The sequence below is a fragment of the Pyxidicoccus fallax genome (assembly GCF_012933655.1).
Lineage (GTDB): Bacteria > Myxococcota > Myxococcia > Myxococcales > Myxococcaceae > Myxococcus > Myxococcus fallax.
On record NZ_JABBJJ010000061.1, the window covers coordinates 1 to 16,266 of the forward strand.

Annotated in this window: 15 protein-coding genes and 1 pseudogene; 7 read left to right on the plus strand and 9 right to left on the minus strand. The window is 71.6% G+C overall.

Going from position 1 to position 16,266, the window contains the following annotated elements:
• Window positions 1–460 precede the first annotated feature (460 nt).
• The 3 genes from HG543_RS15360 (at window position 461) to HG543_RS15370 (ending at window position 6,149) form a co-directional block, all read left to right on the plus strand.
• Window positions 461–2,350 (plus strand): serine/threonine-protein kinase, encoded by a 1,890-nt coding sequence (locus HG543_RS15360; RefSeq protein ID WP_169345511.1) that lies wholly within the window; start codon window positions 461–463, stop codon window positions 2,348–2,350.
• A 231-nt stretch (window positions 2,351–2,581) separates the two neighbouring features.
• Window positions 2,582–3,910, plus strand: coding sequence for an ABC1 kinase family protein (locus HG543_RS15365; RefSeq protein ID WP_169345512.1), 1,329 nt, complete (start codon window positions 2,582–2,584; stop codon window positions 3,908–3,910).
• A gap of 124 nt (window positions 3,911–4,034) precedes the next feature.
• The gene (locus tag HG543_RS15370) at window positions 4,035–6,149 is read left to right on the plus strand and encodes a PAS domain-containing sensor histidine kinase (protein ID WP_169345513.1); all 2,115 of its coding nucleotides are present in this window, start codon (window positions 4,035–4,037) and stop codon (window positions 6,147–6,149) included.
• 31 nt (window positions 6,150–6,180) lie between these two features.
• Here the strand turns inward: HG543_RS15370 and HG543_RS15375 are convergent, their stop codons facing one another.
• Window positions 6,181–6,588 carry a response regulator gene (locus tag HG543_RS15375; RefSeq protein ID WP_169345514.1) on the minus strand — a complete coding sequence of 136 codons (408 nt, stop codon included), beginning with the start codon at window positions 6,586–6,588 and terminating at the stop codon, window positions 6,181–6,183.
• A gap of 336 nt (window positions 6,589–6,924) precedes the next feature.
• On the opposite strand from HG543_RS15375, the pseudogene HG543_RS57000 reads away from it, so the two are divergent.
• Both HG543_RS57000 and HG543_RS55330 read left to right on the plus strand, forming a co-directional pair.
• Window positions 6,925–7,071, plus strand: a pseudogene (locus HG543_RS57000) (chemotaxis protein CheB); the annotation flags it as partial.
• A 61-nt stretch (window positions 7,072–7,132) separates the two neighbouring features.
• The gene (locus HG543_RS55330; protein WP_246357047.1) at window positions 7,133–7,393 is read left to right on the plus strand and encodes a hypothetical protein; all 261 of its coding nucleotides are present in this window, start codon (window positions 7,133–7,135) and stop codon (window positions 7,391–7,393) included.
• On the opposite strand, the gene HG543_RS15385 is transcribed toward HG543_RS55330, so the two are convergent.
• Entirely contained in the window at window positions 7,326–7,979 is a 654-nt protein-coding gene (locus tag HG543_RS15385) for a PAS domain-containing protein (RefSeq protein WP_169345516.1), read from the minus strand. The genes HG543_RS55330 and HG543_RS15385 overlap by 68 nt on opposite strands.
• A 171-nt stretch (window positions 7,980–8,150) precedes the next feature.
• Between HG543_RS15385 and HG543_RS15390 the strand changes: the two genes are divergently transcribed.
• Both HG543_RS15390 and HG543_RS15395 read left to right on the plus strand, forming a co-directional pair.
• Window positions 8,151–8,483, plus strand: a complete 333-nt coding sequence (locus HG543_RS15390) for a hypothetical protein (RefSeq protein WP_169345517.1) — start codon at window positions 8,151–8,153, stop codon at window positions 8,481–8,483.
• Window positions 8,484–8,624: 141 nt separating this feature from the next.
• The gene (locus tag HG543_RS15395) at window positions 8,625–9,311 is read left to right on the plus strand and encodes a LuxR C-terminal-related transcriptional regulator (RefSeq protein ID WP_169345518.1); all 687 of its coding nucleotides are present in this window, start codon (window positions 8,625–8,627) and stop codon (window positions 9,309–9,311) included.
• A gap of 16 nt (window positions 9,312–9,327) precedes the next feature.
• Here HG543_RS15395 and HG543_RS15400 read toward each other — a convergent pair whose 3' ends face one another.
• The 7 genes from HG543_RS15400 to HG543_RS15430 all read right to left on the minus strand — a co-directional run bounded on the left by HG543_RS15400 (window position 9,328) and on the right by HG543_RS15430 (window position 15,463).
• Window positions 9,328–9,507, minus strand: a complete 180-nt coding sequence (locus tag HG543_RS15400) for a hypothetical protein (protein WP_169345519.1) — start codon at window positions 9,505–9,507, stop codon at window positions 9,328–9,330.
• A gap of 227 nt (window positions 9,508–9,734) precedes the next feature.
• The gene (locus HG543_RS15405; RefSeq protein ID WP_169345520.1) at window positions 9,735–10,526 is read right to left on the minus strand and encodes a dienelactone hydrolase family protein; all 792 of its coding nucleotides are present in this window, start codon (window positions 10,524–10,526) and stop codon (window positions 9,735–9,737) included.
• Between the two features lie 105 nt (window positions 10,527–10,631).
• Window positions 10,632–11,102, minus strand: coding sequence for a hypothetical protein (locus HG543_RS15410; RefSeq protein ID WP_169345521.1), 471 nt, complete (start codon window positions 11,100–11,102; stop codon window positions 10,632–10,634).
• A 134-nt stretch (window positions 11,103–11,236) separates the two neighbouring features.
• A complete protein-coding gene (locus tag HG543_RS15415) occupies window positions 11,237–11,527 on the minus strand; it encodes a VOC family protein (RefSeq protein ID WP_343073364.1) in 291 nt (96 codons plus the stop codon).
• A gap of 71 nt (window positions 11,528–11,598) precedes the next feature.
• Window positions 11,599–12,630, minus strand: a complete 1,032-nt coding sequence (locus HG543_RS15420; RefSeq protein WP_169345522.1) for a methyltransferase — start codon at window positions 12,628–12,630, stop codon at window positions 11,599–11,601.
• Window positions 12,631–12,728: 98 nt separating this feature from the next.
• A complete protein-coding gene (locus tag HG543_RS15425) occupies window positions 12,729–14,537 on the minus strand; it encodes a serine/threonine protein kinase (protein WP_169345523.1) in 1,809 nt (602 codons plus the stop codon).
• Window positions 14,534–15,463 (minus strand): DUF2381 family protein, encoded by a 930-nt coding sequence (locus HG543_RS15430; RefSeq protein WP_169345524.1) that lies wholly within the window; start codon window positions 15,461–15,463, stop codon window positions 14,534–14,536. The genes HG543_RS15425 and HG543_RS15430 overlap by 4 nt, the downstream gene beginning before the upstream one ends.
• Window positions 15,464–16,266 lie beyond the last annotated feature (803 nt).

Genomic DNA, 16,266 nt, shown 5'->3' on the forward strand with positions numbered 1-16,266 from the left:
GAAGCCCCTCCCACCCGGACCACGCCGTCCGTGCCGCGCACGCCTTGCGCCCCCGCGGGGAGCTGGCGCCACCGCACACGGCTTCCGGCTCTTTCCCGGCTACAGGGGCCCCAGGCGCAATAGCGCCGTCTCCGGCCCAACAAACCGCACCCAGCGCGTTATCAGGAGGCCGGAAGAACATCCTCCCGCAGGGAGGGAGGCGGTAATGTTTTCAACCGGCTGGCTGTAGTTTCTGCGGTTGGAAAGGGGGGGCATGCAGGGACCCACCGGGAAGAGGCGCTCCCGGCTCTGTCCGAAATCCGAACCAGATCAACCCCTTGCCATGGACGCCCCGTGCGGGCGGATTTGAATCACGCGTGGCACGTACCTCGCATTGGTTCCCGCCGCCCTGTTGTTCCCCGCAACTACCAAGCACCCCCAGTCCGTGTACGCCCAATCCGCCATCGCCACCTGTTCCTGCATGCCCGCCCATGCCGACCTGAGCGAGTGCCCCACGTGGGTGCGCGCGCATCGGGACACGCCCGTGGACGGGGGCACGCTGCTCTACGCGGGCGCGGCGCCGGGCGGCGTCGTCGCGGTGCCGCCCACGCCGGTGCCCACGCCCTTCCAGCTCGTGGGCAAGCAGCTCGGCCACTTCCGGCTGCTGAAGGAGCTGGGCCGTGGCGGCATGGGCACGGTGCTGCTGGCGGAGCACGCCCTCATCCAGAAGCGGGTGGCCATCAAGGTGCTGCACGCGCACCTGGCGCAGGACCCGGACCTCGTCGCGCGCTTCCTGTCCGAGGCGCGCACGCTGACGCTCGTCCAGCACGAGAACGTCGTCACGCTCTACGACCTGGACACGCGCGACGGGCGCCCCTACCTCGTCATGGAGTACCTGGAGGGGCAGAGCCTGGCGTCCTTCGCGCAGGGGCCGCTGGAGCCGGCGCTGGCGGTGGACCTGCTGACGCAGGTGTGTGACGCGCTGGGCGCCGCGCACGTGCACGGCATCGTCCACCGCGACCTCAAGCCCGCCAACGTCTTCCTCGTGCCGGGCCCGCAGGGGCGGCAGCGGGTGAAGCTGCTGGACTTCGGCATCGCCAAGCTGCTGTCGCGGCCGGCGGGCCAGCTCACCACCGAGGCCGGCATGCTGCTGGGCACGCCGGAGTTCATGGCGCCCGAGCAGTGCGGCGACGGGGCGGTGGACGCGCGCACGGACATCTACGCGGCGGGCGTCATGGGCTACTTCCTCCTCACCGGGCAGGTGCCCTTCGCGGGGCGCACGGCGGCGGAGGTGCTCATCGGCCACCTGCAGCGCACGCCCGTGCCGCCGCACCAGGTGCGGCCCGGCGTGCCGGCGGCCCTGTCGCGGGTGCTGCTGCGCGCGCTGGCCAAGCGCCCTCAAGACAGGTACGCCAGCGCCGCGGAGCTGCGCGCGGCCCTCGTCGCGTCGCTCACCGCGGTGGCCGAGCCCGCCGCGCCCGCCACCTTCACCGCGCGGGTGCGCGTGGCCGGTACGCCGCACTCCCAGGAGCTGCGCTGCGAGTGGGTGGGCCGCGCCGGCCTCTTCCTGCACTCGGACGCGCCTCCGCCGCAGCTGCTCTCCGACGTGGGGCTGCTGCTGCGGCTGCCCGGGGGCGAATTGGCCTGCACGGGGCAGGTGGTGCGCCACGTCACCGCGGAGCAGGCGCGCGCGTGGCGCATGGCGCCCGGCTTCGGCGTGCAGCTGCGCGACAACTCGCCCGCCTTCCAGGAGGCGCTGGTGCGGATGAAGTCCGGCGCGCGGCTGGAGCCGCCCACGCCGGTGCCGGTGTCCGTGTCCGGGCAGGAGGACGCCGTCGCGGAGCGCTCGCTGAAGGGCTTCCGCTCGCGACTGTCGGGGGACCACTACACCGCGCTGGAGCTGCCCCGGGACGCCACGCACGAGGTGGTGCGCACCGCCGCGCAGAAGGCACGCGCGGCGCTGGAGCCCCTGAAATCGCGCGAGCTGTCCATGGGCCAGCGCGCGCAGCTGGAGCGGGCCGAGGAGCGGGTGGCCGCGGCCTTCCACATCCTTGGCCACGTGGAGCGGCGCGCGGAGTACGACGCGTCGCTGGGCAACGCGGAGGGCGTGGAGCGCTGCCTCGCCGCGGGCCTCACCGTCACCGCGCTGGAGAACTGCCGCCGCCGCTTCCTCGCCGCCAACCCGGGGCGCGACGGCCGCGCCGCCGTGCACCGGCTGTCCGGTGACGCGCTCGCGTCCGTGGGCCGGCTCGAGGAGGCGCTCGCCGCCTACGAGGCCGCGGTGCGCGTGGACCCGTTGGACCTGGAGGGGCTCAAGCGCTGGCGCTCCCTCCGCGTCCGGCTGCGCGGCAACACGCCGGCGCCCCGGTAGGCGTGGGCAACGCGCCGGGCTCCCGGCCAGCACGGCCGCTGTGCCCGCCTCCGAGGTGAACCCGCACACGCCGGGCCTCCTGTGCCCACCTCGGGGCCGTACGGGCTGACTCGCCCGGCTGCTGGCCAGCCGAGGAGGCACGCTCGGCTCCTGGTGGCCCGGCCGGGCACGGTGGACACGGCGTCGCGCCTTGCGTCCCGCGCGCGGCTCCCCGTTAATCCACCTCACTCCATGGGCTCGAACTCCGACGATACGCTGCCTCCGCAGGGACGCTTCACCCGCATGCGCAAGCTGGCGGGCCTCTCCATGCAGGTGGGCTCGGAGGTGCTGAAGAACAGCGCGAAGCGGCTGGCGGGCGGCGCGCCGGAGCTGCTCGGCAAGGGGGCGGCGGAGGCCCTCGTCTCCACGCTGGGCGAGATGAAGGGCGCGGCGATGAAGCTGGGCCAGGCCATCTCCATGGACCCGGACCTGCTCACCCCCGAGGTGCGGCAGGTGCTCGCCCGCCTGCAGAACCAGGCCCCCGCCATGTCCCCCGCGCAGGTGTCCCGCGTGGTGCGCGAGGAGCTGGGCGCCCCGCCCGAGAAGGCCTTCCGCGAGTTCAGCCACGAGCCGCTGGCCGCCGCGTCCCTGGGCCAGGTGCACCGCGCCGTGCTGCCCGACGGCCGCCCGGTGGCGGTGAAGGTGCAGTACCCCGGCATCGCCGACTCCATGGCCCACGACCTCCAGAACGTGGGCATGCTGGTGAAGACGGTGTCCAAGGCGTCGAAGCTGATGGACGGCTCCGCCTACTTCCAGGAGTTCCGCGACGAGCTGCTGCTGGAGCTGGACTACCGCCGCGAGGCCTCGCTGGCCCAGGGCTTCAAGCAGAGCGTGGCGAAGCTTTCGGACCTCTACGTCCCCGAGGTCATCTCCAGCCACAGCACCGGCCGCGTGCTGACGTTGGAGCTGCTGCCGGGGCTGACGCTCAAGGACTGGGTCGTCACCAGCCCTTCACCGGAGGCGAGATTCCGCGTGGCGCGCCAGCTCATCCGCGCCACCTACGGGCCCTTCTTCCTCGCGGGGGAAATCCACGCGGACCCGCACCCGGGCAACTTCATGGTGATGCCGGACGGGCGGCTGGGCCTGCTCGACTTCGGCAGCATCAAGCGCTTCACCCCGCGCTTCGTGGACGCCAACCAGCGCATGTTCCTGCAGGCCATGCGGCTGGAGACCATGGACGTGCTCGGCCTCAGCAGGGAGGTGGGCTTCACCACCGAGCTGCCGGACGCCGAGGCCGAGGAGCTCATCCGCGAGATTCTCCACATCGCCGGGCGCCCCATGCGCGTGACGCCCTACGACTACGCGACGTGTGAAATCACCCGGGATTTGCGCAACCACTTCGCGCGCAACGCGCCGCGCTTCCTCAAGGTGAAGCCGCCCGCGGAGGCGGTGATGTTCTTCCGCGCCACCGGCGGGCTCGCGCAGAACCTGCGGCTCATCGGCGCGAGCGGGGACTTCCGCGGCGTCTACCTGGAAGTGGCGGAGCTGCTGGAGCCGGGAGCGCCCCGAAGCGGCGCGTGATGCTTCCTGGGCGGGCGGCCGCTCGCCCGGGTGGCCCGGAGCCGGTTGCCGGGGGCCGCGCGGCGCTCCCACTGTTGCTCACGGGCCTGCGCACGTCCCTTCCTCCGGCGTGCGCTCCAGCACCATGCCTTCGCCGCCCCCCGTCGACTACCAGCAGCTCTTCGAGCAGAGCCCGGGCGCCTACCTCGTCCTCGCCCCCGACGCGGACTTCACCATCCTGGCGGTGAGCGACGCCTACCTGCGTGCCACCCGGACGAGCCGCGAGGGCCTCCTCGGCCGCGGACTCTTCGAGGTGTTCCCCCACAACCCGGCGGACCCGGGCGCCACGGGGAGGCGCGACCTGCGCGCCTCGCTCGAGCGGGCGCGGGCCACCCGCGCGCCGGACAGCATGGCCATACAGAAGTACGACCTCCGGCGCGCCGAGGCGGAAGGGGGCGGCTTCGAGGAGCGGTACTGGAGCCCCACCACCACCCCCGTGCTCTCCGCCCGAGGCGAGGTGCTCTACCTCCTCCACCGGGTGGAGGACGTGACGCACCTGATGCGCCAGGTCCGCGACCGCGAGGAGGAGCGGGCGCACACGGCGACCCTGGAGAACCGCAACCTGGAGATGGAGCTGCTGCGGCGGACCCAGGAGCTCCAGGCCACGAACCAGGAGCTGCGCGAGGCGGTGCGCGCCCGGGAGGAGTCCCTGGCCCAGGTCGCCCGGGCCCGCGTGGAGGCCGAGCGTCAGCGCGCCTGGCTCCAGACGCTCTTCACCCAGGCCCCCACGGGCATCGCCATCTTCCAGGGGCCCCGCTACGTCGTCGAGCTGGCCAACCCCTCCGTGTGCCGCATCTGGGGCCGCCGTCCCGAGCAGGTCCTCGGCAGACCCCTGTTCGAGGCGTTGCCCGAAGCCGCGGAACAGGGCTTCGAGGCGCTGCTCGACAGGGTGCGCGCCACGGGCGTGCCCTATGTCGGCACGGAGCTGCCCGCCCGGCTGGCACGCCTGGAGGGCGGGGCCACCGAGGACGTGTACCTCAACTTCGTCTACGAGCCCCTGCGCGATGGCCAGGGCCGGGTGGAGGCCGTCATCGCCGTCGCCTCGGACGTGACGGAGCTGGTGCGGACGCGACGCAGGGCGGAGGCGCTCACCCAGGAGGCGCTGGCGCGCAGCACCGCCATCCTCGAGGCCATCCTCCAGAGCATTCCGGACGCCCTGTACGTGGGCGATGCCACCGGCATCAAGCAGGCCAACGCCGCGGCGTTGGAGATGCTGGGCTTCCAGTCGCTGGAGGAGCTGAACCAGAACGTGGCCCTGCTGGGAGAGCGGCTCCAGAACCGCTCCGTCGAGGACGGCCACCGGCTCACGCCGGAGGAGGAGCCCTTCATGCGGGCCTTCCGGGGGCAGCCCATCACCCAGGAGGTCCGCACCCGCAACCTGCGGACGGGGGAGGACCTGGTGGTGCGCTGCGCCGCCGCTCCCGTGCGCATCGGGGACGCCATCGTGGGCGCCGTCGCGGTGAATACCGACGTCACCGAGCAGAGGCGCGCCGAGGCGGAGCTGCGGCAGACGGCGGAGTTCCGCGAGCGCCTGCTGGGCATCGTCTCGCACGACCTGCGCAACCCGCTCAACGCCATCCTCCTGTCCGTCGACGCGATAACGCGCTCCGACCGCGGGGTGGAGCACTCCCTGCGCAACGTGCGCCGCATCGCCACCAGCGCCGAGCGCATGAGCCGCATGATTTCCGACCTGCTGGACCTCACGCGCGGGCGGCTGGGCGGCGGCATCCCCATCCACGCGCGCCCGGCCAACCTGCGCGCCATCTGCGAGCACGTGGTGGAGGAGCTGGAGGCCGGCAATCCGCGGCGGACGCTGCGGCTGCAGACGCGGGGCGCGCGCTTCCAGGGGACGTGGGACGCCGACAGGCTCGCGCAGCTGTTGGGCAACCTGGGCAAGAACGCGCTGGACTACAGCCCCGAGGACATCCCCGTGGACTTCGTGCTGCGCGACGAGGGGGACGCCGTCCGCGTAGAGGTGCACAACGGCGGGGCGCCCATCCCCCCGGAGCTGCTGCCGCACCTCTTCGAGCCCTTCCGGAAGGCCGCCGACGAGGGCCGCCCGAAGTCCGGTCTGGGACTGGGACTCTTCATCGTCCAGCAGATTGCCCAGGCCCACGGGGGCCGCGTCGAGGCGCGCTCCTCCCGGGCGGAGGGCACCACGTTCACCGTGTGGCTGCCGCGCTCCGCTCCGGGGGGCTGAGGGGTGTCACCGTGGCGCCCTGGCGCCCGCGCTACCGGGCGGCCGAGGCGGGCTCGGCCACGCGGCTCTTCCGGTGGATGGCCTCCAGCTTCTGGGCCAGGTCCTCGCCCTGCACGCTCTTGGAGATGTAGCCATCCGCGCCGGACGCCCGCGCCAGCGCGCGTAGCTTGGACTCGTCCGAGGCGGAGAAGAGGATGAACTTGGTGCTCGCGGGCGCCTGCGCGCGCGCCAGCGCCAGCACCTTGTCACCGCTGAGCGCCGGGATGTTCACGTCCAGCAGCACCAGGTCCGGCGCCGACGTGCGCACCAGGTTGGACACGCCCAGCGAGGAGCGATGCGTGCGCACGTCGAAGCCATACGCGGACAGCGTGCGCTCCGCCAGGGCGAGCTGGTCCTGGTCGTCGTCCACCACCAGGATGCGGATCTTCATCTCCGACATGACGCCTCCCCCATCAGTGTGTGGCATGGGTCCACGCCCGCGCGCCTGACGCCATCGCCAGGGGCGGGCCCCTCGCGAAGTATCCCGCACCCGCGTGCGCGTGTCGCCACCCCCCCCGGCATCAAAAAGCGCCCGAGCGCAATAAATGTCCCCGCAAAACCCGCGCAGTTCGAAAAGGGGCGGGTGGCGCGCCACCCGGTGCATGGCTTCAGGCGGATGGAATGAGGAGACGGGCGCCCGAGATCATCGTCATTGGGGGCTCCATGGGGGAGTGAGTGGACGCCTTCACCTCCGTGGCGGTGCAGCTGCCCGGAGACCCTTCCGGGCATGGTGCTGATGGTGCCGTACCTGGCGCCACAGCCACGGCATGAGAGCGTGCTGCCGGCCATCCTCACGCATGCCAGCACGCTGCCGGCGAAGCACCCGAGGGACGGCGAGGCGCTCAAGCCGGGCTCGCTCTACGCGGCGCCCAATGACAGACACCTCCTCGTGGAGCCCGGGAAGGTGCGGGTGGTGCGGGGGCCGAAGGAGAACGGACATCGCCGTGGTGGAGGACCCGGCGGACGCGCTCTGCCCGGACATGCCCCGCAGCGCGCTGGAGTACGTCCAGGTGGCCCACCGCGTGCGGCTGAAGGAGCTGGGGCCGCTGCAGGAGCGGCTGGTGGTCACGCCGGTGAAGCCTCGCGTGGTGGGCCGCCAGCGCCCCTCCCAGCAGATGGAGGCGGAAGTGAAGACCGTCACGCCGGAAGAGGACACGGTGGTCGGTGAGCCGCCGAGGTACGGGAAGCCCTCTCACCTCGCCTGACCGGACTGTGGCGGGGTGTTGTTCGAGATGAACGACGAGGGCCTGCTGCGGTTCCGGTGCCGCACGGGACACGGCTACACGAGCCAGGCGCTCTTCGCCGGACAGCGGAAGGGCGCGGACGAGGCGCTGCGGGCCGCGCTGAGGGCCCTTCCAGGCCGTGCATGGCGGTGACGTCGTGCGCGACGTAGAGGAGGCCCTGGACCTCGCCGATGGGGTTGCGCAGCGGCATCACCTGGGCGCGCACGTGCACCGGGTCCTGGTCCAGGGCCTCGATGACGCCGTTGTTGGCGGACTCGCACTCGGAGCGACCGCTGCGCATCCGGGCGCTCTGCTCCACGAGCAGGTCGGCGCTCAGGCCCGGCAGCCCCAGCGCGGACAGCTTCTTGCCCGCGACGTCCTGCTCCTTGTAGCCCCACATCCAGCCGGCGGCCCGGTTCCACAACTCCAGGCCCGGCCACACCTCCTTGTCCCGGAAGAGGAGGGTGAGCTTGATGAGCATGGAGGAGATGCGCGTGGTGACTTCGTTCGGGTCTCTCTCCAGCGGGGCGAGGTAGGCCGCGCGGGTGCGGCAGCACGTGGCGGCCATGCGCGCTCAACGCACCGGATGGGACCCGGCAAGGCAGGACCCGGCGGAGAGGCCATGGAATTGACGCGGTGGGACGTCGGGGCCCCTCGTTCCCAGGTCCAATTCCGATGGGAGGTTCGCCACCTCATCCTGTGTACAGGTGCCAGGTCCCCGAACTCCCGTGCCACCTCCATGTCCTACGCCATCCACATGCACTCCGCGCTGACCTCCATGATGGAGTCCCTGCCGTCGCGGGCCCGCCTGTCCGTGCAGGGACGGCTGGCGCGGCTGGCGGAAGCCGCGGAGCAGTGGCCGGCGGGAGACCTCCGGTGGGGGCAGCTCGCCCGGCAGCAGGGAGAGGAGCTGCTCTTCTACGCGGAGGGCTGCTGCGTGCGCCTGGGGCTGGAACCCGAGCGCCGGCGCCTGGTGGTGCGGGAGTTGGGACGCGTGCTCGTCCGACTGCCCGCCCGGCGTGACGAACCAGCAACGTCACCTGATGTTCAGGCAACCTTGAACGTCTCCTGAACATCGGTTCCTGAACAGCGAGCGCCCGCCTGCCGTGAAGGAGACTCGTGCGTTATCGCCCTCGGGGGTTACATCTTGAATCCGTGAGCCAAGCCCCGAAGCAGGCCACGGGGCGGACGAGACTTCGAGAGGACGACAGCCATGGGAGCAGAGCCAATCCGCGTGGCCATCCTGGAGGACCAGCAGGTCTTCCGGGAGTGCCTGGTCGCGGTGCTGGAAGCGGCGGGGATGCAGGTGGTGGCGAGCTGCGGGCAGACGGCGCCGTTCCTGGCGCGGGTGCGCGAGGCGCAACCGGACGTGGCGGTGCTGGACCTGCGGCTGGAGATGCCAGGGCGGGAAGAGGCCGCCAGCGGGCTGTCGGCGCTGCAGTGCCTGCATGACTTCTACCCCGGCGTGAAGGCGCTGGTGATGTCGGCGAACCAGGACATCGACACGGTGGAGCAGTGCCTGTCCTCGGGCGCTGCCGGCTACCTGTGGAAGCACAACGTGGGGCTGACCGAGGTGGTGGAGGCGGTGCAGCGGGTGGCCCGCGGCGAGCGGCTGATGCCGGCGGGGCTGGCGTGGTCGTCGCCGTTCCAGGGCCTCCAGCAACAGGCGGAGGTGTCCTCGGTGGGCGAGCTGGGCAAGCTGACGCTGCGCGAGCGCGAGGTGCTGGGCTACATCGCCGCGGGTGCGGACAACCTGAAGATCGCCGCGTGCCTGGGCATCACCGAGCGCACGGTGAAGGCCCACATCACCAGCATCTACAAGAAACTGGGGCCGGAGAACCGCACGCAATTGGCGGTGCTGGCGTGCCAGTTGGGCGTGCAGCGCCCGGCCAGCGTCTAGCGGCGGCCGGCGCGCGTCAGGCCACCTGACGGGGGATGCCGAAGAGGTCGGCGCCGCCGGGCACCCTGACGAGGCTCACCAGGGCCGGGGCCAGCGTGGCGAGCGGCAGCCCGAAGTGGACAGGTGGCCGGGCACGGCCGCGCCGCAAGCCGCTCTCTCGCGCGAGGACGAAGACGAAGGCGGGGCACTGAGCCACCGCGCACCGTGCGGCAGGCGCACCGGGGGATGTCCTCCAGGGCATTCGACTCCCGGCCAGTATCGGCACGCCCGGCCCGGTGTCACCCTGATGTGAACCTCGGCGTCAGGCGCCTCGGGCGCCGTCCCCCATGCCGGGGTTGTCCCCCCAGGAGGGCCAGGGCAGCCATCCCCAGCTGCCCTGGCCCGCCGCCTTTTCCGAGCGGCGGGCCCAAGGTGTCCGGCGCGTCAGCCGCCCAGCGCCTGGGACGCGGCGTGCGCCTCTTCCCAGTGGGAGGCACCCAGGTGCTGGAGGAACCAGAGTCCGGCCAGCTCCACCATGCGCGAGCCGGCGCCGGGCTCCTCGAAGTGGTGCGTGGCGCCGGGGATGACCTCCAGCCGCTTCTCCGTGTTCAGCAGGCCGAAGGCGCGGCGGTGCGGCTCCAGCATGGAAGTGTCCTCGCCGCCGGCGATGAGCAGCGTGGGCGCGCGCACCCGCGACAGCACCGTCGCGGACAGGGCCAGCCTTCCGCCGCGGCACACCACCGCGTCCACGTACTCGGGCCGCAGCGCGGCGGCGGCCAGGGCCGCGCCCGCGCCGGTGTACGAGCCGAGGTAGCCCACCTTCAGGCCGCTCGTCCGGGGCGCGCGCCGCAGCCAGCGCGCCACGCCCGCCAGCCGCCCGGCGAAGAGGCCCAGGTTGAAGCGCAAGTCCCGCTCGCGCTTCGCCTCTTCCTCCGCGGCCGTCAGCAGGTCCACCGCCAGCGTGCCCAGGCCTTCCGCCTGGAGCAGCCGCGCCATCTTCAAGTCACGCGGCCCGCGCCGGCTGCTGCCATGGCCCCGCACCAGCACCACGACACCGGTGGCGGCGGGGGGGACTTGCAGGAGGCCCTGCAGCTCCACGCCCTCGTCCACCGGCACCCGCACCTCGCCGTTGTTCGCCGGGGGCGTCCAGGCCGCGGAGCCCGCCGCCGGGGACACCAACCCTCGGACGGCCTTCCCCGCGCTCTCATCCGACCTGCGTGAACCCTGCTTCTTCATGCGGAGTCCCTCTCCTTTGTCGGACTGCGTCACCACCACGTTGTTCACTGCTTCATCTGAGATGATTGCACGGTACGTGCCAGGGTAGGGAACAGGCGGGGGGCCTCAAGGCAGGGCGGCCAGGGTGGACGCCCAGGGGCGCTTGCCGAGCGTCTCGCGGAGCCAGAGGGCGTGCTCGCGCTCCTCTGCCAGGTGGCAGCGCAAGAGGGTTTCCACCTCGGGAGGCCACTCTTCACGGAGCAGCAACGCGTAGCTGCGGTCCACGAGGTGCTCGCAGCCAGCGACGGCCGTGAGTGCAGCCTCCGTCAGGAGGGGCCCTTTCGTTTTTACGGGAGGACAGCCCACCAGCGGGCCGTGACGGACCTCCAGGCACGTCACCACCTCGGGCTGGCCGTGGCGGACGAGGAAGGCATTGAGGGCGTGGAGATGGTGGAGGTGGTCCTTGCGGAAGGCCTCCAGGCGCAGCCGCAGGGAGGGCGGCTCCACGCGCAAGAGGGCCGCGGCATGGGCGGCGGCCGCGTCGGCATCCAGGAAGATGATTTCCCGCAACAGGTCGAGCTGATCCTTCGAGAGCATGAGCGCCTCGGGCTTCCAGTCAGCGTGTGCCCTCCGGGGAGGGGCTGGAATCGCCCCTTCGTACGATGAAGCCCTGACATCGTTGACTGGGTGCCGGGTACCGGGATGTGACGCGCCAGGACTTGGCGGCGGGGCTACTCGAGCGTGTACGGCGCGGTGATGCACTCCAGGTGATTGCCTTCCGGGTCGTCGAAGTAGACGCCGCGGCCTCCGTGGAGGTGGTTGATCTGCCCCGGCTGGGACTTGCGCGGGTCGGCCCAGTGCGCGACGCCGCGCTCGCGGATGCGGGCGAGGATGGCGTCGAACTCGGCGTCGGAGACGAGGAAGGCCACGTGGTGGCCGTGGAACTCCATCGAAGGCGGAAGCTCGGCGTAGTCCAGGGTGGCCTCATCCGCGAGCAGGAGCACGTGGAAGAAGCCACTCACGCGCGGCTCGGGCAGCCCGAGGATTTCGGCGGTGAAGCGCGCGGCGCTGGACGCGTCAACGCGACCGGCCGTCAGGGCTTCGAGGCCACGACGAGCTCGAAGGGGCCGGGCAGGACGGCGGCTCGGGTGAAGCCCGTCTCGTCCAGCACGCGCAGGTAGTGCTCCACCTCGCGCAGGCGGCTGACGCAGGAGTCCACGCCGATGAGGAAGTAGGACCAGAAGAACTGCGCGGCCAGGCGCTCCGGGGTGCGGAACTCCTCGCAGATGAGGACGCGGCCTCCGGAGGGCAGGGCCTCCCACGCGGCCCGGAGCAGCGCGCGCGCGGTGTCCGCCGGCCAGTCGTGCAGCACGCGGACGAAGGACAGCGCGTCGTAGCCGCGCGGCAGGGGCTCCTTCAGGAAGTCTCCGCCCACGAAGCCCAGGCGCTCGGGCGGAATGCCATGGCGCTCGCGCGTGCGGGACACGAGGGGCTCGGTGGCGGGCAGGTTGTAGACGTCCACGGTGAGGCCGGGGTGCTCGCGGACGAGGTGCGCGGCCAGCGTGCCGTCTCCGCCGCCCACGTCGAGCAGGCGCGTGCCGCCAGGCCACAGTTGGGGGCCGTGGGTGCGGAAGGTCTCGAGGATGGGGGGCAAGCCCGCGGCCATGCTGGCCTCGAAGCCCGCGACCTGCTCGGGCGTGCGCGGAGGCCAGTCGAAGGCGGCGGCGGGCATGGCGTGCTCGCCGCGCAGGACCTCGGGGAGCCGCCCGTGGATTTCGCGCCACGCGTACTTCTCGCGGTCCTTCTCCAGGGAGCGGGGGCCGAGCACGGCCTCGGCCGCCGCGCGCAGGCCGGGGACGGCTTGATAGCGCGCGGACTCGAGCGCATCGGACGGCTGCTCACGGCGCACGAGGCCGAGGCTCTCCAGGCAGTCCAGGAGCTTGTAGAGCCGGCCGGGGATGAGGCCGTGGCGCGAGGCCAGCTCACCGAGAGTGACGGGGCCCGGCTCCAGCGCGTCCAGGAGCCCGAGCTGGAGCGCGGCCTCCACGGCATCCACCGCACGCGCGCCATTGAAGATCAGGTGCAACAGTGCGCGCGGAGAGTGCGTCGGGGGCTCGGGCTTCATGGCACACCTCTCGGGTTCGAGGCTTCGCGGCTCGCATGGGCCGCGCGGGCGAGATGGCACGCGCGAGGGGCCGCGTCCCACGCAGCCCCGTGCATCCATCAGGGTTGCGTCCACTCGCCGTAGATGAATCGGCCAATCACGTTGCGGGCGATCATGATGGCACCGGGTGTGGAACCAGGCGCGGTATACCGGCTGCCGAAACCCTCTTCATCCTCACCCAGGACGATGCAGACGGGAATCGCGTGTGGCAGGGGCCTGCCCTCGATGTCCTTGGCCGCGGTGGGAGGAAGCAACCGGGTGTAGCGGCCCACGATGCGCCGCCCATCGATCCAGAGCTGGCCCTCGACGCGCCAACCCTTCTCGTACACCTCCCCATTCCCTCTGAGCAGGCCGATGTATCGACCGGTGCGGTACTCCCCTGCCGTGGCTTCTCCCGAAGGCTGCCTCTCATCCAGGGTGAGGAAGAAGCTTTCGCCCTCATTGATGCCCATCCGGCGCATCATCTCCTTGGCCTCAGGTGGGCATGTACTCCGCGCGGGCTGTACCTGGGCTCCCGGACAGCCCAGCTCCGCGGCCGCGACGAGGCTGAGCCCCGCGCACCGGGCAAGGAACTCCGGGGTGAAGGTGGGGGATGTGGACCTGGGCTTCTTCGAAGCGAGCTGGCGGGGCGGCGGCGTGGGGGTACTCACGGTGGGGACTTCCTTCCGGTCAGGGGCCACGGAGGATGACGAAGGTACTTCAACAGCGGGAGGAGTCGCGGGGGAAGGAGGTGGCGCGTCGGCTGCTCTCGAAGGCGATGCGCTCGTGGCCGCCGGGCCGCGGAGCGCCACGGGCCGAGGTGATGGCTCGCGCAGCAGGGCCAGGACCGCCATGGCCGCGACCAACGTCGCACCCGCCGCCATCACCTTGCGCCGCCGCGTGCTCACCGCCGCGGAGCGGCTCTCCAGCGCCACACCTGGAGCCGCCGGCGTGGACTCGAAGACCGGAGCCTCCCATTCCGGCCCGCCCTCTCCGGTCCCATTCTCCAAGGCGAGGCGCAGGGCTTCCAGCGTGGGGATGCGCTTTGCCGTGTCGTGCTCCACGGCCAGGGCCGCCAGGGCACTCAAGGCTTCGGGCACACGAGGGTTGGCCGAGCGGGGAGCGGGTGGCGGGCCCATCGTGGGGCTGTTGACGGGGATGCGCGGCACGGCGCGGTCCTTCGTGGCCGTCGCCGCGTGCGCGTCCGTCAGGGCGTCGTAGAGGCAGACGGACAGGGCGTACTGGTCATCCGCCGCGCGGAAGTCATAACGCGCGCCCCAGTTGCGCTGGTTGTCGCGCCAGAAGCTCATCGCTTCGGGGGCGCGGAAGCGGTGGGTGCCCGGCGGCAGGGGCCCCTCCGTCAGCTCCAGCGCGTTGACGTGGTCGCCCGCGCCGAAGTCCACGATGAAGGGCTCTCCGTCATCCTTCCGGATGAGGATGTTGGAGAGGGAGATGTCCCGGTGGAAGACGCCGCGCCGGTGCATGTACTCCAGCGCGCCCGCCAGCCGGATGAAGACGTGTGCCACCTGCTTGAAGGTGGGGCGCTGCTTCTCCAGCCACTCGGCCAGCGTCCAGCCGTCCACATAGTCGAGCACGAGGTAGCAGGAGTCTTCAACCAGGTCCGGGAAGCGGCCCCAGGCGCGGGCGCGGATGATGTTCGGATGCTCCAGGTGGATGAGGCAGCCCAGCTCCCGCATCATGCGCGCATTGGTGTTCGCCGCGTCGTCGCTGGCCTCGCGGTGCCGGGCCAGCTTGAGGGCGAACCGCCGCCCACGGCGCTGCACCAGGAACACCCGTCCATTCGCGCCCTCGCCGAGCGCCTTGACGACGCGAAACGAGTCGATGCGTGCGCCGGCCTTGAGGAATCCGAAGGGTTGCGCCGTCGTCATGGTCCGTCCTTCTTCGGTGCGGAAGCGTCCGCGATATCAAACGTGATGAGCGCGATGGGGGAGGGGCGGGCGCCGTCTGATTCCTGTAGCTCCAGCAACCAGGCCTGCCGAGGGGATTGCGGCGGAGGAGGGAACTCCACGGCGAGGGTCCCCGTCGAGCCAGGCTCCAGTGCTTCAGCCGCCATGCTCACAGCGCGCGCTTCGATGCGCTCCAGGTTGGATTCCCCAACCAGCCACAGTCTTCCTGGTTTCCACGCCGGCTGGTCCGACCGATTCCTCAGTCGGATGGTGACCACCACCCATTCCTTCGCGAGATAGCTCCAGGTCTCTTCACACGCCAGCGCGCCCGTGCCGGCATGAGTCACGCACATTCCCTTCTTGGCCCGGACACCTGTCTCGAGCTTGCCCGCGAGCACCATCGCGGCCGGCCCGGTGGCGCTGGCGCCATCGCGCCGCGCGGCCAGTTCCGCTTCACACGCGGCGGCGCGCGCCTCCAACTCGGCCATCCGCGCCAGCAACAACTCCGGAGTGCGTGTGTCCCGGTAGAGCATCACCTGCGCGTCCACCTCCGCCGGGTCCGCGCGCAGCGAGAAGATGGGCGCCAACGTCAGGCCCGCATCCGCGAAGCGCGCGCGCAGCGTCACCGGACCGTCGAGCTCGGTCGAGGGAACGAGGGTGATGGCTCGCGCGGCGACCGAGAGCAGCTTCACGCGGACCGAGTCATCCAGCGCGACGGAGCGCGGGTCGAGGTCCGCGTCGAAGTTCAGCGTGGTGGGCACGCCGGGCGCCACGCGCACGTCCACGGTGGCTCCGGACAGGACGACGCGGCGGGCGCGCAGCGTGCGCTCCTCGGGCGGCCGGGCCGCCGCCTCCGTCCAGGCGACCAGTGACAGCAGCGCCAGAACCAACCCGGGAAGTGGTGACACGCGGTGACGTCCTCCTGTGTTGGACGGTAGCAAACGGCGCCTGTCCCCGTGTGCTTCGGCCAGGCCCGGAGTCAGGAGCGGTTGCCCCGGAGCATCCAGGCGCGGAAGGAGTTCGCCGCGGAGCCCCTGGCCTCGCGGAAGCGAGATGAGACGTCGAGCGTCCGCGGAGGAACTGGGGGACGAGGGCAGGCCCGTCCTCAGCCCCAGCTCGGAATGGAGCGTCCATTCCGCGTGGACCTGTCAGCTCCCTCCGGCCGCCGCTCGTCGGAACGGAACGTCCATTCCGCGTGGACCCGTCAGCTCCCGCTGGCCGCCGTTCGCCGGAACGGAACGTCCATTCCGAGTGGCCGACGAGCCCCTGTGCCTGTCGGGAACGGAACCTCCATTCCGAGTGACGTACCAGGCTCGCTCCCTTCATGCGCCGGGGCACGTGGCCTGTCGTCCTCAACGGCTCCTGCCCGGAACGGAACGTCCATTCCGTGTGGCCTGCCGGACCGCCGCCATCGCTGGGGGCCCTCCATGTCGCTCGCCGGAATGGAGATTCCATTCCGCGAAGGACTGCGTGCCCCGAGCATCATTCCATCCAAGGCGACCCAGACGGAACGTCCATTCCAAAGCGGGGCCTGTCGAGGCTCCAGCGCTTCAAGTCCTCTCCCCACCGTGTCGCTCCCGGGTCATTCAGGTCCGGAATGGAGGTTCCGCTCCGCGAGGGCGGGCCGGAGTGGGGCCTGTCGAGGCTCCAGCGCTTCAAGTCCTTTCCCCACCATGTCGCTCCCGGGTCATTCAGGTCCGGAATGGAGGTT